The organism is Paenibacillus sp. FSL F4-0243 (assembly GCF_037963295.1).
Lineage (GTDB): Bacteria > Bacillota > Bacilli > Paenibacillales > Paenibacillaceae > Paenibacillus_AQ.
Genome location: NZ_CP150151.1, coordinates 4,494,133 through 4,508,927, shown reverse-complemented (window position 1 = coordinate 4,508,927; position 14,795 = coordinate 4,494,133). Strand labels below are relative to the sequence as shown.

Here is a 14,795-nt window from a genome sequence, read left to right as displayed (position 1 = left end):
TCCTCCTCTTTCTATACACTTATGAAATAGCCGGGTTGATCCAATGGACGATGTGTTCAGCTGGACCCGTAAGTAGATTGAAGAGCGAGTCCAAATTAGGCCATGGCTTTGCTGCTATGAAGATAAACCCGAGATAAAGAACCGGCAGCAGAAGGACTCCATAGACCACTCGATCACGAACGGAGGCCTGTCTAAACTTTGGGAGGTCATGGGCTAGCATAGCGGAAGCTAATAGCAGTACACAGATAATTTGTCCCAGCATAGCTACTACTCCTTTGTCCCGAATATTGTACCTGAGTTCATACCAGTGCTTAACACTTTGACTTCAACATTGATATCGAATTCAGTCTGAGCAATCTTTTCCTTCCATACCGGCTCTAATTGTTTCCACTGTTGCGGATTTCTTTGATAGATCTGATTACCAATTCCAAGTGCATCTACTTTTTTTGTTTTAAAAAAATCGGTAGTATGTTTCACCTGCTGTTCTACCTGAGCTACAATTCGCTGTTCAAATTGTTTCATGTCTTTAGATGTTTTTAAATGTGAACAGCGTAATTCTCCGATTGTACCTTCAATTGCAATTTTTACACCGACGGAAACAGAACCATTGTTCACAGTTGGAGTAAGTTTACTGTTGAAGGTGAGCACTTCAAGAGATTCCTTTTTTCGCAGCGCATTTTCGGTCTCATTGGTGCAAGGGAATTCTAAGGCTCCATAGATATATCTGTCCATCAGCATCATGAACGCCTCAGTATCTTTCTCCTTCAGAAGTTCTACCATTTTCCCGTCTTGTATTAGCGCTAGTCCTGATATTATTGCTTTATTATCTACACTGGTCTTATGCAGGTAAGGTAGAACAGAAGTGTTGGAGGGACTGCACATTTGAATAGCCAGCTCATAGAGAGGGATTTTGGAAGTTTTTGCGGCATAAAGAGCACCACTCGTTTCCATTCTCTTATACTGTTGACCAATGGTTTGTTCAATAAACGGACTTACATCTAAAAAAGGCGCCGCCGCTTGTTCAGCAATGAGGGGAAGAACGGTACCACGTGGCTCTTGATCCCTAGAGAAAAAATCAAGCACTTCCCTTATGTTCAAGTTTCTAGCTAATTGTTCACCGATTAAAATGACACGCATATGATCCCATTTGGCTTTTCGGCCGAATTTTGCAGGGATCTCTCGTATGGCTTCAAAAAAGGTCTCTCCACTCGTTGAAATATTAATCCCCTTGGACGCTGGATTCCCTGACTGCCCCATTTCAATTTTGGTGGAAGGATTATAGAAATGAGTCGTTATCATAAAACGGTCATCTTCACCTTGGTCAATGGCTACTGCTTGTACATACCCATACTCGTCAAGTTCTTTATTATCCCAGCATCCGCTAGTTAGGCTGAGAACAAGAAGGCAGATTAGCATGGTAGTAAGTCGTTTCACTATATCTACTTCCTTCCTGAAGTCTTTTTATATAAATGACGACTACGAGGTGAATGAAGCAGTAGCTTTCTCGGCAGAACGAAAATTGAAAAACGTACTTTTTTAAGGTCAAGTGGAGCCAACGAGTCTAAATACGGCTCGCCTAATGAACGCAAGGTAGTCAGATGAAGATAAATCAGTATAAAACCAACCATGATCCCAAGCCCTCCGAACGTTGCCGCAAGAATCATTAATGGAAACCGCAAGATCCGTAGTGCAATGGCCATATTGTATTGAGGGAGCGCAAAAGAGGCAATCCCCGTTAAGGCGACGACAATAACCATAACCGGAGAGGCAATTTGCGATTGTATAGCTGCTTGTCCTATGACCAATGCACCAACGATGCTGACGGCTGACCCGATCGGTCTAGGCAAGCGTATGCCCGCCTCTCTTAATAGCTCAAAGAAAAATTCCATGATTAATGCCTCGATCAAGGCAGGAAAGGGAATGCCTTCGCGCGTGTTAAGAATGGCAAGTAGCAAAACAGTGGGAATTAGTTCGGAATGGAAATTAGATAACGCAATATAGGTGCTAGGCAATAACAGCGCGATAATGAAGGCAGCCACTCTAATCAACCGTATTAAAGATGAAAAAATGGTTCGGTAGTAATAATCCTCGCTATTCGTAAAAAATTCCATGAAATTTCCAGGACATATCAATATGGAAGGACTTCCGTTTACCATAGCAATAATTTTCCCGTCAAGTAGAGCGGTTATAGCTGTATCTGGTCGTTCTGTGTAGCGGACTTGTGGAAAGGGAGAGTAGAGAGAATCCCCGATCCACTCTTCGAGATAGGATACGTCAATAATCTCTTCCTTTTCGATATCAGCTATGCGTTGCTTGAACTGTTGTAATGTTTCTGGTTTCACTACTCCATCCAGGTAACCAAAGGACAACGTTCTTTGAACCTGCTTACCGGAAGTGAAGAATTCAAACTTAAGATTAGTAGTCTTTAATAAGCTACGAATAACACCAATATTACGCTCCAAGCTTTCTATAAAGCTGATGTGTGGGCCCTGTACGGTTGGCTCAGTAATAGGCTCAGAGGTTTGACGCTGCTCAACATCAAGGGCATAATATGCGACTGCTTTCTGCCAGCCATCAAAGAGAATTACAACCTTTCCGTCAAGAATTCCCTTAACGGCCTGATTGATATTGTCCATCAATTCAAGGAGTGGGGAAGTAACCCCATTTTGTTCAAAGAAAGAGATGACATCTTTAACATTTACATCTGAGGTGGGACCTAGCTCATGCGGAACTAGATTTTGCAAAGTATCTTTAAAATGATTTGTAGGGTCAGACTTGGTAAGTGTATTGAAGTAGATTGCCAAGGCTTGATAGCTAAGATCAGGGCCATAATTCCAAGGGATAATCTTTAGATCTGAACAATTGGCAAAACAATCGCTAATCATCTGCAAATTGTCCTCGAGAGATTCAGAGATGGCATGGGACAAAGGATCCTTGTTTGAAAGCTCATTTTTGGTTTCTGTTTGTGGATGCAGCTTAGGATTTGCCGGAGGTATCTTGGGGCTGAAAAATTTCCGCATGCAGTTCTCCTTAATAAATTAGATGTTAAGTGATTTTTATCTTCTCCCTGATTTAGGAATTTATTCTAGGTAGGTGTGTGCTTTAATCTGAATGCAAATTTAGATTGATCAGATTGCTTTTTCACTAATGGAGCTTGATTCTCATATCCCATCTTTATGGGATTGGTCCTGGCAATGGATCTACTTATAATTGTTAGTAATTCTTAGACAAATATGAGTGGGGACGGGATCGGTATGATTGTTGCAAAAAATACAGAGCTAGCGGGCACCCGCAGGCGGCGGTTGGGTATGATGGCGGCTATTTGTATGGGAGCTTTTATTTCCCATTTTACAGCCGGAATTATGAATGTATCGCTTCCTTTTTTTGTAAATCATTTTCAGACGGAGCTTGCAAAGGGTTTGTGGATCACAACAGGGTACCTACTAGTGATTACTGCGCTTCTCCCTGTGATGGGAAAACTGGGTGATCGTTATGGGTTTCGCCGCATTCATAATCTCGGATATGTGATTTTTACAGTTGGTTCGATCTTGGTCGCTTTTTCACCTAATCTGCCAATATTGCTTACGCTTAGAGTTGTGCAGGGCATAGGTGCTGCGATGTTCCAAGCAACGAATATTGCGCTCATCACCATCCATATGCCGAAAGAGAAAAGAGGACATGCACTCGGAATTCTGAGTACGGCTGTCGCACTGGGCGGGATGACAGGCCCTATTGCGGGAGGGTTGATTGCGGAGTGGCTCAGCTGGCAGTGGCTATTTTTGATCCATGTTCCTGTGGCAATTGTGGCTACAGTTATGGCTTACCGGTACATTCCGAGCCGTGTGCAAGATCGTAAGCTGGGAACAGTCAGCATCGTGGGGGCTAGCTTGTTCATGGTATGGATCACCTTGCTTCTTCTCGTGATAACAAATGGGAGCAAGTGGGGCTGGGTGTCTACGCAGACGATGGCGAGTTTGATGGGGTTTATCCTGCTGTTGGTCACGTTTCTATTATGGGAACGGAGGCAAAAGACACCTTTTTTACCTCTTCGGGCGCTGAGAATTCCTTCTGTGGCGGGTGGCTTGATCGTTAGCTGTGCCTCTTTTATTCTTTCTAATACCTTGCTTGTCCTTATTCCATTTTATTTGATGGGAGCAGCGGTTCAGTTTTCGTCCTCCACGACCGGTTACATTATGGCGGCTTATCCCATTGCATTGGCTTTTGCAGGTCCTCTTGCAGGCTACTGGTCCGATCGTTATGGTTCTCGTCGGCTGATGCTTATGGGGCTGAGTGCTATGGGAGGCGGGTTCGTCCTGTTGCTAGTATTTTTAGAGAATATCCCAGTCTATGGAGTCGCTGCGATTCTATGTCTTATTGGACTTGGGATGGGGCTCATTGCTTCTCCGAATAATAGCTATATTATGCAGCAGACGCCTAAGGAACACGTAGGTTCAATTGGAGGAATAATTGCCTTAACACGAAATGCGGGGATGGTGTTTGGCTCAGCACTTGGACTTGGAATGGTGAGTGGAGAGTTAGGACAGGAGAGTCCGCTTCAGGCGTTCAAAATGGTTTTTGGGATTAATCTTTTCATTTGTATAGGCGTTAGTATAATGATGGTTGTTATCAATAGACGGCCATTTAAATCTGCTTGATCTAAAAAAAATGTGTGTGTAATCACAACTCAAGGTTTGGTGTTCTGTTACGTTGAGAGTAACGAAAGATTATCTAAATATGGAGGATAACGATATGTTTTGTTACCAGTGTGAACAGACACCGACTGGCGGTTGCACCGTTGTTGGAGTATGCGGAAAAAATGAAACCATTGCGAGTTTACAGGATACGATGATTTTTGCCTTAAAAGGAATTGCAGCTTATGCAACACATGCTCGGCAGCTAGGATATAGCGATCCTGAAGTGGATCGTATTACCCACGAAGCTTTGTACATGACCTTGACCAATTCCAACTTTAATACGCAGGAGCATTTGGAAATGGTGATAAAGGTTGGAGATGCGGCGGTTCGCGTCATGGATCTGCTGGATCGTGCGCATACGGACCGCTTCGGGATTCCACAACCAATCACAGTCAGCCAGAATAAAATTGAAGGTCAATGTATTGTGGTGACAGGGCATAACCTGTATGCACTCGAGGAATTGCTGCAGCAGACGGAAGGAAAGGGCATCAACATCTATACCCACTCGGAAATGCTACCTGCCCATGGCTATCCTGCGCTCAAGAAGTATAAACATCTGAAAGGCAACATCGGCAAAGCTTGGTACGATCAACGCAGACTTTTCGAGCAGTTTCCTGGTGCGATTCTTGCAACTACAAACTGTGTGATGCCGATTAAGGGTACGTATGCAGACCGCTTTTTCTCATATGAAGTAGCAGGGCTGGAAGGTGTAGCGAAAATCACGAATGACGATTTCTCCCCACTGATTAATCGTGCGTTGTCATTACCTGCGGCTGATGTAGAGTCAGATCTGGTACTTACGACAGGATATCATCATGAAACAGTAATCGGGCTGGCACCAGAGATCATTCAAGCTGTCAAAGATGGGCATATCCGCCGGTTTTTCGTCATTGCAGGCTGTGACGCGCCAGGTAAAGGTGGGAATTATTACCGCGAGTTGGCGACCTCCTTACCGAACGATACCGTCATTTTAACCACTTCTTGCGGAAAATTCCGCTTTAATGACGTAGATTATGGAACTGTTGGAGACACAGGCATTCCGCGTTATATTGACCTTGGGCAATGTAATAATTCTGGTTCTACGGTGAAGATTGCTTTAGCTCTGGCTGAGGCATTTGATTGTACGGTGAACGAGCTACCTGTCAGTATCGTGCTGTCTTGGTTTGAGCAGAAAGCAGTAGCCATTCTGCTTGGTTTGTTCAGTCTTGGCATTCAGGATATTCGCATCGGACCGAAACCGCCTGAGTTTATCTCGGATGGGGTGTTGGATGTGTTGGTAGAGCTCTTTGGATTGAAGCTGATTACAACTGCCGAGGAAGATATGAATGCGATGTTGGCGTTGTCGTAGGTTAATATGGGTGCTTAACACTTGAGACATATGGAGTGCTGTGTGTCATTGGTTAGGGCACAACATTTAATATTGTAAGACTAAGCTCAAGCTGAGAAAAAAGCTTGGGCTTTTCTTGCGTTTTGAAGATAAGCTAACATACAAACACACGTTACGACTGGGGGGATCGCTTTTTCAGGGTTATTGTCTACAGTTATGAATTGTATATTTTTATATTGTTTCGTAGCTGAGCTAAAAATTTATTTGCTGCATTAGAAAACACTTGATGTTTTTTCCAGATAATATTTAAATTAGCCTCTAATTTGGGGTTTAAAGGTTTAAAGCAAAGCTTGCTATCTCCTGATGTATTAATAAGTTTATCCAAGCACAATGCATATCCAATATTTTCTTCTACCATTCGGGCAGCATTGTAAAGTAGATTATAAGTTGCGACAATATTGAGATCCTCGATATTCGCTCCAAACCATCCTGTGAATTCGTTACTGACAGCAGTTTGACGTGAAATTAACAGTGGTTTATTTATTAAATCTATTGGCTGGATGAACTGCTTGTACGCTAGAGGACTATCTTTGCGCATTAAAACACCCCAAACATCAGTAGCAGGTAATTTTATATAATCATATTTTTGTTTATCTGTGGGTTCTATGACAATGCCAAAGTCTAATAATCCACTGTCTAACCTACTAGTAATATCGTCAGCATTACCACTGTATAAATCAAATCGAATACTTGGATAATGTTCAAGTAATTCTTTTGATGCTTTGGCAATGAAATTCATAGCTTCTGTTTCACCACCACCAATGTGAATTTCTCCGCTAATCAGTTCTTTCGATTCTTTAAAACTGGCTTCGGTTTTATCTACTAGCTCAACGATTTCCTTCGCTTTTTTAAATAAGTACTTCCCTTCATCTGTTAAAGTAATTTTCCGATTACCTCTTTCAAATAAAGTTGCTCCTAATTCCATTTCAAGGTCTTTTAATTGTCTTGATAATGTAGGTTGGGACAAATGCAGCTGTTTTGAAGCAGCCGATATATTCTCTTCATTCGCTACAGCAATAAAATAGCGTAATACACGAATTTCCATAACAGTCTCCTTATTATATCTATGCTTAAAAGGCATAAGAGTGTATTTGGTATAAGTATTAGTCATTTGAATCATATCAACTTATGATGTGAATGAAAAGGGATGTGAACAAGGTCGCTAACATATGAATCGAATTATCAGAAGTATAATTAAATTGGGCTGGTGATTTTTAAAAATGGAGATGAAAGAATTTATTGATTTTTGTAAGAAGGGAAATTCAATTTCGGGTGAGGATAAAGAATTGTATGGATTATTAACTCAATGCAGTTATCAAGCTCAAAAGATCACCATGGAATTGAATACATCCTATCATTCAAAAGAAGAAATAGTGGAGATTTTTAGTGAACTTACAGGCAATAAAGTTGATTCGTCGTTTATGTGTTTTCCGCCGTTTTATACAGATTTTGGGAAAAATATCACTGTAGGGAAGAATGTGTTTTTCAACATAGGCTGTTCCTTCCAAGATAGAGGTGGAATTAATATAGGGGACGGTACAATGATTGGTATGAATGTCACGATTGCTACTCTTAATCATGGGTTACCTTTAGAAACGAGAAATGTAACCTATCCCTCTCCAGTTATCATTGGAGACAATGTATGGATTGGGTCAAACGCTACCATACTGCCCGGGGTGACGATTGGAGATAACTCTGTTGTTGCGGCAGGAGCAGTTGTCACTAAAGATGTTCCAGCGAATACTGTCGTTGCAGGAGTACCGGCAAAAGAGCTTAAAAAAATTATTAACAATTTGTAATACATCTTAAAAACTCAAGCGTAATGCCGCTTGAGTTTTTTCATGCAAGTATATTGCATTTCGTTGGTAGGTAATCCAGGCACACAAGCCAAATCGATCATAAAAAAGATTCCCATCAGTGATTATTGGCGGGATATTGTTATATAATCAACCCCATTTCACGGAGTCTATCTTTAATTTTCTTTATACGAGCTTCTTTTTCGGTAGCTTCAGTTAATACCACCACAGATGTTTCGTTATACTTTTTTATAATCCTCTTTAAAGTTAATTCTTTCATATCCTTTTTACTCTGCATTGTAACACGAGGGACAATGGTATGGTTTTCTATGGTCTTGGGATCTGCAGAAATTCGTTCTAGTAAACGAAGTAGAAGCATCAGTCTTTTGTGTCCCAACCTCGGAACTTGGTATAGTTTTTTCCATGTGGAATTTAGTAGGTGATCAAGGTTTATATATCCCTTGCAGTATAGAGCATTTATGAGGCCCGTTAAATTTGGTCCCTGCTCTTCTGCATAAGCAACAGTTGCAATACAAGCAATATCCTTACTATAAAGATGCGCTGGAAGTGGGAAAAATTGTATTAATGCCGCATTTCCATCGATGATGTCATTCATGATGATTTACCTCCATTAAAAATTTTTAGTTATTATTCACGTATAGAATTCTGGTGAAGGTTGTGCAAAATATTATTACACTCTGCATTATTAAAACCCAAGCTACTGATCATTTTCTGAACATCACCAAAGCCCATTGTATGAGCATGTAGTATATTCAGAAGATTTTACTATTTAATAAGTAACAATCGACTCCAATATTCGCTGCTGCGCTTCGTAATCAACGCTAAGTAATGGTATGATGTAGGCATCAATTTTATGGGGTGCACTATGATGGATATTCGAATCAAAGAACTGCTTGATGCTACACAGCAAAAATATGGATTGGACAACTACTACTTACACTCTCATGAAATTTATCGCGACGTTACGATACTGGGAGAGACCAACTATTTTCTTAGTATGGAATGGTTTCCTGCACATATGAAGGAATGGAAGGGCGATTACAATCCGGAAGGAACTGCCGTCATCACGATTGACCTACAATCCCGCAACTATAAAAGTGTGATTTTTGTTGGCGGGATATCTTATGCGAATGGGACACCATTCCAAGATATAGATTTTAACGGAGTCATCCGGTGGATTGAAGATGAGGCAAGGATTGTATACGGTAAACAATTTCACTTAGAGAAGGAACAGATTGGAGAATATCATTTTATTGAAAAAATAGGTAGCATACCAGTCACTCCTGGTGGACGGATCGAGCTTCGCTTCGATGCGGAAGGCAGGCTTGTTTTTTACAGTGTATATGGCCAGTTTCCTTCCAGCTCCCTTGTGCATAAAGAGAACTATACTCTCACACTTCAAACGATAGAGCCACAGGCGAGGAAACAACTACAGCTTATAGAATATCCGGTGTACGAGACGAAGCAACTCCTGTCGATCTATGGGATAGAAGAAATCTACATTACAAATGACGGAACAACCACCATCCCATTTGAGTTTATATCAGGTACGAGAGCACGACTGAATATTGATCAAGTAATCCATTGGGAGCAACAGAATACGGAGCTGGAGCCGTTCGAAAGGACGGAGATACGTCTACTTGAGGTTGTTACCATTGAGCAGGCAATAGCTAGTGAGCCGCATCCGGACTCATTTCCTATCACAGACGCAGAACAAGCCGAATGTATAGCCGCAGTCGAAGCTGGTTTAAGCCAGCTCTATCCAGATGAATCCGGACAATGGATACTGAAGACTTTACAACGGGAAAGAGGACATATTCAGGCAACACTGAGGATGAAGGCGCCAAGTAATCGTATATTCCAGCGTAAGATCCTCCTGTTCATCGATGTGCAGAATTATAAGGTTATAAATTATATGGATAACAAGCCAATGCTCGATATGTTTGATGAGTTCAAGAGCGAAGGGGAAATTGCTGTGAGCCATGACGAAGCTTATGACAAGCTCAAGGGATGGTTCGAATTAACACCCGTCTATGTGTATGATCCTGAGCAGAAGAAGTATGTGCTGTGCGGGAAGTTAGATTGTAATTATGCTTTGAAGGCTACTAGCGGAGATGTGGTGGAGTTGAATAGCTTGGAATAATAGTGCCAGCTTCCTTATACGAGTAGGATGAATAAAGGGAATGAAGTATAGTAAGGTGATGCAAATATAATAATATGATTAGAACTTACTAATTTTGTGAGTTACTTTGGGAGTTGAAAATATGTCGACAGCTACAGGAACCAAGGAAAATCCTTGGAAATTAAAGACACCACCGCAAACATCCGAGTATGAAATGTACAAGGTCCAAAAAGACGGTAAAGAAATTATAGTTTGCACTGTAGGGAAAACGGTTTTGCATTATGACTATCGCTGTATTGAAGATCTGCACGCCATGCTTGTACAAAATGGTGATTGGATGGAGTTAGGAAGTGCTGATGAGCAAAAACCAGCAAAAGAAGGTACCGTTGAAGCATGGGGGCGTTCACCTGAAAACCCTGTTGGCGGTTGGTATGGATTAAAGAAGGGACTTCGGGGGCGATTCGGAATGTATATCCCACCGTTGCTCGAAGAATTGGGTCTTGCGGAAGTAGAGCATAATCCAAGAAACAATCGGATGAAAGCGATCTTGTAAACGAAGGAGAGCCTAAAGGCTCTTCTTTTTTTGAGCCATGCCCCTAACCGGTGGTCTTTCGTACACATTGCAGTGATTAATTTAGTTACAAAACGTTTTTTTTTAGTTACATAAACTTTCAAGAGCAGGGCCTTTGCCGTTAAGCTGATTGTAAAAATATTCACAAGGGGGCAAAGCTATAACATGAATAAAAAAGTAACCACTGCTCTTATTCTCGTTCTCTCAGTCATGCTTGTTATCACAGGATGTGGCAACAGCAACAGCAGCAATGGAAACGGGAACAAGAACACCAGCAAGATCAACGAGACAAAGGAAACTGAAGCCGTTTCGGGAGCATCCAAAGCTAGCTATACACCGTACGATCAACTAAAAGATAAATATGACATCATCATTATTGGTGCAGGCGGTGCCGGAATGTCTGCTGCACTTGAGGCGAGAGCAAAAGGTATGAACCCGGTTATTTTTGAAAAAATGCCGGTTGCCGGCGGAAATACAACAAAATCATCTTCGGGAATGAATGCTTCTGAAACGAAATTTCAAAAAGAGCAAGGCATTGAAGACAGCAATGATCTGTTTTATGAAGAGTCCTTAAAAGGTGGCCATGATACGAACGATAAAGAGATGCTTCGTTTCTTCGTAGACAATTCCGCAAGTGCGATTGATTGGCTGGATTCTATCGGGATTAGATTGAATAATATCACGATTACAGGCGGGATGAAAGAAAAACGCACACACCGTCCTGAAGATGGCTCTGCAGTAGGACAATACCTTGTCAAAGGCTTGGTGAAAAACGTACAAGAACAAGGCATTCCCCTTTTTGTGAACGCCAATGTCAAGGAAATTACCGAAAAAGACGGTAAGGTCAATGGCGTCAAAGTTATCTTTGACCAAACGGAAGAGAAAACGATTACAGCGTCTGCTGTCGTGGTGACAACCGGCGGTTTCGGCGCCAATTTAGACATGATTTCAGGAGTCAGATCTGATTTGGAGGGGTACGTTACCACCAACCAGCCGGGCAGCACCGGTGACGGTATCAAGATGATTGAGAAGCTCGGCGGTACCACAGTCGATATGGATCAAATCCAAGTTCACCCGACTGTGCAGCAGGAAAAATCCTATCTCATTGGGGAGGCTGTTCGTGGGGAAGGAGCGATCCTGGTTTCAAGTGTAGGCAAACGTTTCACAAACGAACTGGATACAAGAGATAATGTCACCGCTGCAATCAATAAGCTTCCTGAGAAGTCTGCGTTTCTTGTATTTGATTCCGGCGTAAAATCTCGCGCTAAAGCGATTGAACAATATGAAAAAATGGGCTTCGTTATCGAAGGAGATTCGATCGAGGCTTTGGCAACAAAAATGGACGTACCGGCAGATCAGTTGAAAACTGCACTAGAGACCTGGAACAGCGCGGTGACGAATAAACAGGATGCCGACTTCGGCAGAACAACCGGAATGGACAATGACTTGTCCGGTGCGCCATATTATGCAATTAAAATCGGCCCGGGAATTCACTACACGATGGGAGGCGTGAAAATCAACACCAACACAGAAGTTTTAAATAAAGACGGACAACCGATTCCAGGCCTTTTTGCAGCAGGCGAAGTTACCGGAGGCTTGCATGGTCAAAACCGGATCGGCGGTAACTCTGTTGCGGAAATCATTATTTTCGGCCGCCAAACGGGTATAAAATCCGCTGAATTCGTAAAAGCACAATAAGTTATCCCCCTGCCTCTTTTCGGCTAGGCAAACAAACGCTTGGGCTCATCTTAGCCATGCGTTTGTTGTTTTATTATAAAGGTGTAGCGTATAAGGTCATAGCCAGCCTTGCACGTATACGTTAGAATGAAGAAAAATTTCCGGAGGGACAGCTGATGAAAATTGGCAAACATACACTTCGGCTGCAAACAACAATTACTTTGATGATTGGTGCAGTTCTTATCATAATGCTGCTAGTGGTCTATGTGCTATTTAGTATAAAGGTTTCCTCACAAACAAAATCCTCGTTGGAACAAAAGGCTGTGATCATTTCCCGTACGTTATCGCGTAACCCTCTAATTATTGAAGCGTTAAACAAATCACGCAGCTCGTCTGAATTGCAAAGCTACACTGAGGAAATCCGATTGTTGAACAATGTGGAATTTGTTGTGGTCATGGATATGAATGCGATCCGATATTCCCATCCGGACAAGGACAAAATTGGTAAGCATTTTATCGGTGGCGACGAAGCCGCAGTCTTGCAGGGGCAGGAAAGCATTTCGGAAGCCGAGGGTTCTTTGGGCCCATCTGTAAGAGCGTTTTCACCTGTCTTCTCTGCAAGTGGGAAACAATTAGGAGCGGTGGCAGTAGGGATATCACTGGGAAACATCAGACTTGCCATAAGAGAGAACGTGGGAATCCTTTATTGGGGATTGCTTATAGGCAGTCTAATAGGGGCTGCGGGAGCATTTCTGCTGGCACGTGTTATCAAAAAAATGATGTTTGGCATGGAACCGGCCGCTATTGCTAAGCTTTTGGAAGAGCGTAACTCCATGCTACAGTCAGTTAGGGAGGGAGTCATTGCCGTTGATAAAGAGTCACGTATTACTTTGATTAATACAGAAGCCAGGCGTTTGCTTGCAGCCATTGGCATGCAGGATGATCCCTTGAACCAGTCGGTAGAGAGCTTTTGGCCATCACTGCGGATGAATACAGTGCTCAAAACCGGTGAAGCCAGCCAGGACTTGGAGGTGGAGCATAGCGGTGTTACGTTACTGGCAAACGTGGTTCCCATTCATGTAAAGGGAGCTGTAGAAGGTGCAATTGCCACATTCCGTGATAAGACGGAGATCAGCATACTTATGGAAAGGTTATCTGGCATCTCCTTATATGCTGAGGCATTGCGTGCCCAGGCGCATGAGTTTATGAACAAGCTGCATGTAATATTAGGATTAACACATATGAAAAGGTATGATCGGTTGGAGGCGTATATAACAAGTACTGTCACAACAACACAGGCAGAGATGGGAACGGTGGTGAGACAAGTGAAGGACCCTGTGATGGCGGGATTTCTATTGGGTAAGCTGAGCCGGGCCAGAGAAGCCGGAGTTCGACTGGTGCTTCTGGAGGATGGGGTTCTGCCGGAGCCTAGCGATCCGGAACGCTCCTGCCAACTCATTACGATAGTCGGTAATCTTTTGGATAATGCAATGGAAGCGCCGGAAGGTAGAGGCAGCAAATATATTCATTTCAGCTTTCAATATCAGGATAAGACGCTGATAGTTACGGTTAGCGATAATGGAAGCGGTATCCCAGATGAGAAATTGCCGTATATTTTTCAACAGGGGTATTCGACAAAAGGACATGACCGAGGCATAGGCTTGTATCTGGTTGAGCGGAGCCTTAAAGCTATGGGAGGTAAGATTGTTTGTGAAACAGGAAAGGGAGAAGGGACCCGATTTACGGTTAGTTTACCCTATCGAGCAAAGAGTGATGGTCAATGATTAGTGTATTGATTGTAGAAGATGATCCGATGGTAGCCGAGATGAATAAATTCTATCTGGAGCAAGTGGAAGGTTTTCAGTGTAAAGGCTGGGCAAAATCAGTGGGTGAAGCTCTGATCAAATTGGCAGATGAGTCTTTCGAGCTGATTCTGCTGGATATTTACATGAAAGAGAGCAATGGATTGGAGCTGCTGTCCGCTCTCCGTCGAGGCAGCAAACGAATAGATGTGATTATCATTTCGGCTGCGAGCGATAAGGACAGTATCCGAGACGCGCTTCAGAACGGTGCAGTCGATTACCTTATCAAACCGTTTGAGTTTGAACGGTTTCTCGCAGCCCTTTCCGCCTACAAGGAGCAGCATTTCCTGTTCCGTAATCAGGATTCCCTGGATCAGTCTGAACTAGATAAGCTAACCGGGTATAGGAAAGAGCCCTCGGTCGTTCAGGATTTATCTAAGGGCTTTACCCGGCATACACTTCGGACGGTCTGGAAAGCGGTGGAGACCCATAATGCAAATTCCTTTAGCACTGAAGAGATTGCAGTTAGTTCCGGAATTTCGCGGGTTTCGGTCGGGAAATATCTTGCCGTCCTCGCGGATATGGGAGCGCTGAACAGTGAATTGACCTATGGCACCATTGGAAGGCCTGTACAGCGATATCGCATGTCTTCCCGCGGTAGTTCTGTGATTTCTAAATTCATATAGCCTTTTGGAGTGGGCCGCCGGTTCCGAGTTTTATAAGGA

The 14,795-nt window shown here is 42.8% G+C and carries 13 protein-coding genes; 8 read left to right on the top strand and 5 right to left on the bottom strand.

Going from position 1 to position 14,795, the window contains the following annotated elements:
- Nucleotides 1-19: 19 nt before the first annotated feature.
- The 3 genes from NSS87_RS20105 to NSS87_RS20095 are packed head-to-tail and all read right to left on the bottom strand — an operon-like array spanning nt 20 to nt 3,020.
- Nucleotides 20-262, bottom strand: a complete 243-nt coding sequence (locus NSS87_RS20105; protein WP_042189679.1) for a hypothetical protein — start codon at nt 260-262, stop codon at nt 20-22.
- Nucleotides 263-267: 5 nt separating this feature from the next.
- The gene (locus NSS87_RS20100) at nt 268-1,434 is read right to left on the bottom strand and encodes a Ger(x)C family spore germination protein (protein ID WP_339242300.1); all 1,167 of its coding nucleotides are present in this window, start codon (nt 1,432-1,434) and stop codon (nt 268-270) included.
- A gap of 5 nt (nt 1,435-1,439) precedes the next feature.
- Entirely contained in the window at nt 1,440-3,020 is a 1,581-nt protein-coding gene (locus NSS87_RS20095; RefSeq protein ID WP_081951163.1) for a spore germination protein, read from the bottom strand.
- A 234-nt stretch (nt 3,021-3,254) separates the two neighbouring features.
- On the opposite strand from NSS87_RS20095, the gene NSS87_RS20090 reads away from it, so the two are divergent.
- Entirely contained in the window at nt 3,255-4,655 is a 1,401-nt protein-coding gene (locus NSS87_RS20090; protein WP_339242298.1) for an MFS transporter, read from the top strand.
- A gap of 94 nt (nt 4,656-4,749) precedes the next feature.
- Complete coding sequence (gene hcp, locus NSS87_RS20085) at nt 4,750-6,042, top strand: hydroxylamine reductase (RefSeq protein WP_339242296.1); 1,293 nt, start codon at nt 4,750-4,752, stop codon at nt 6,040-6,042.
- Nucleotides 6,043-6,235: 193 nt separating this feature from the next.
- Here hcp and NSS87_RS20080 read toward each other — a convergent pair whose 3' ends face one another.
- Nucleotides 6,236-7,126 (bottom strand): LysR family transcriptional regulator, encoded by an 891-nt coding sequence (locus NSS87_RS20080; RefSeq protein WP_339242294.1) that lies wholly within the window; start codon nt 7,124-7,126, stop codon nt 6,236-6,238.
- A gap of 175 nt (nt 7,127-7,301) precedes the next feature.
- Here NSS87_RS20080 and NSS87_RS20075 point away from each other — a divergent pair, with 175 nt between their 5' ends.
- The gene (locus NSS87_RS20075) at nt 7,302-7,880 is read left to right on the top strand and encodes a sugar O-acetyltransferase (protein ID WP_339242292.1); all 579 of its coding nucleotides are present in this window, start codon (nt 7,302-7,304) and stop codon (nt 7,878-7,880) included.
- 139 nt (nt 7,881-8,019) lie between these two features.
- Here NSS87_RS20075 and NSS87_RS20070 read toward each other — a convergent pair whose 3' ends face one another.
- Nucleotides 8,020-8,493, bottom strand: coding sequence for a hypothetical protein (locus tag NSS87_RS20070; RefSeq protein WP_042189671.1), 474 nt, complete (start codon nt 8,491-8,493; stop codon nt 8,020-8,022).
- Between the two features lie 270 nt (nt 8,494-8,763).
- Between NSS87_RS20070 and NSS87_RS20065 the strand changes: the two genes are divergently transcribed.
- The 5 genes from NSS87_RS20065 to NSS87_RS20045 all read left to right on the top strand — a co-directional run bounded on the left by NSS87_RS20065 (nt 8,764) and on the right by NSS87_RS20045 (nt 14,756).
- Nucleotides 8,764-10,041, top strand: coding sequence for a hypothetical protein (locus NSS87_RS20065; RefSeq protein WP_339242289.1), 1,278 nt, complete (start codon nt 8,764-8,766; stop codon nt 10,039-10,041).
- 121 nt (nt 10,042-10,162) lie between these two features.
- Complete coding sequence (locus NSS87_RS20060) at nt 10,163-10,573, top strand: DUF6855 family protein (RefSeq protein ID WP_339242287.1); 411 nt, start codon at nt 10,163-10,165, stop codon at nt 10,571-10,573.
- A 183-nt stretch (nt 10,574-10,756) separates the two neighbouring features.
- On the top strand, nt 10,757-12,289 hold the full coding sequence (locus NSS87_RS20055; RefSeq protein ID WP_339242286.1) for a flavocytochrome c: 1,533 nt from the start codon (nt 10,757-10,759) through the stop codon (nt 12,287-12,289).
- A 155-nt stretch (nt 12,290-12,444) separates the two neighbouring features.
- Nucleotides 12,445-14,052, top strand: coding sequence for a DcuS/MalK family sensor histidine kinase (gene dcuS / locus NSS87_RS20050; protein WP_042189665.1), 1,608 nt, complete (start codon nt 12,445-12,447; stop codon nt 14,050-14,052).
- Nucleotides 14,049-14,756 carry a response regulator gene (locus NSS87_RS20045; RefSeq protein ID WP_042189663.1) on the top strand — a complete coding sequence of 236 codons (708 nt, stop codon included), beginning with the start codon at nt 14,049-14,051 and terminating at the stop codon, nt 14,754-14,756. The genes dcuS and NSS87_RS20045 overlap by 4 nt, the downstream gene beginning before the upstream one ends.
- Nucleotides 14,757-14,795: the final 39 nt, after the last annotated feature.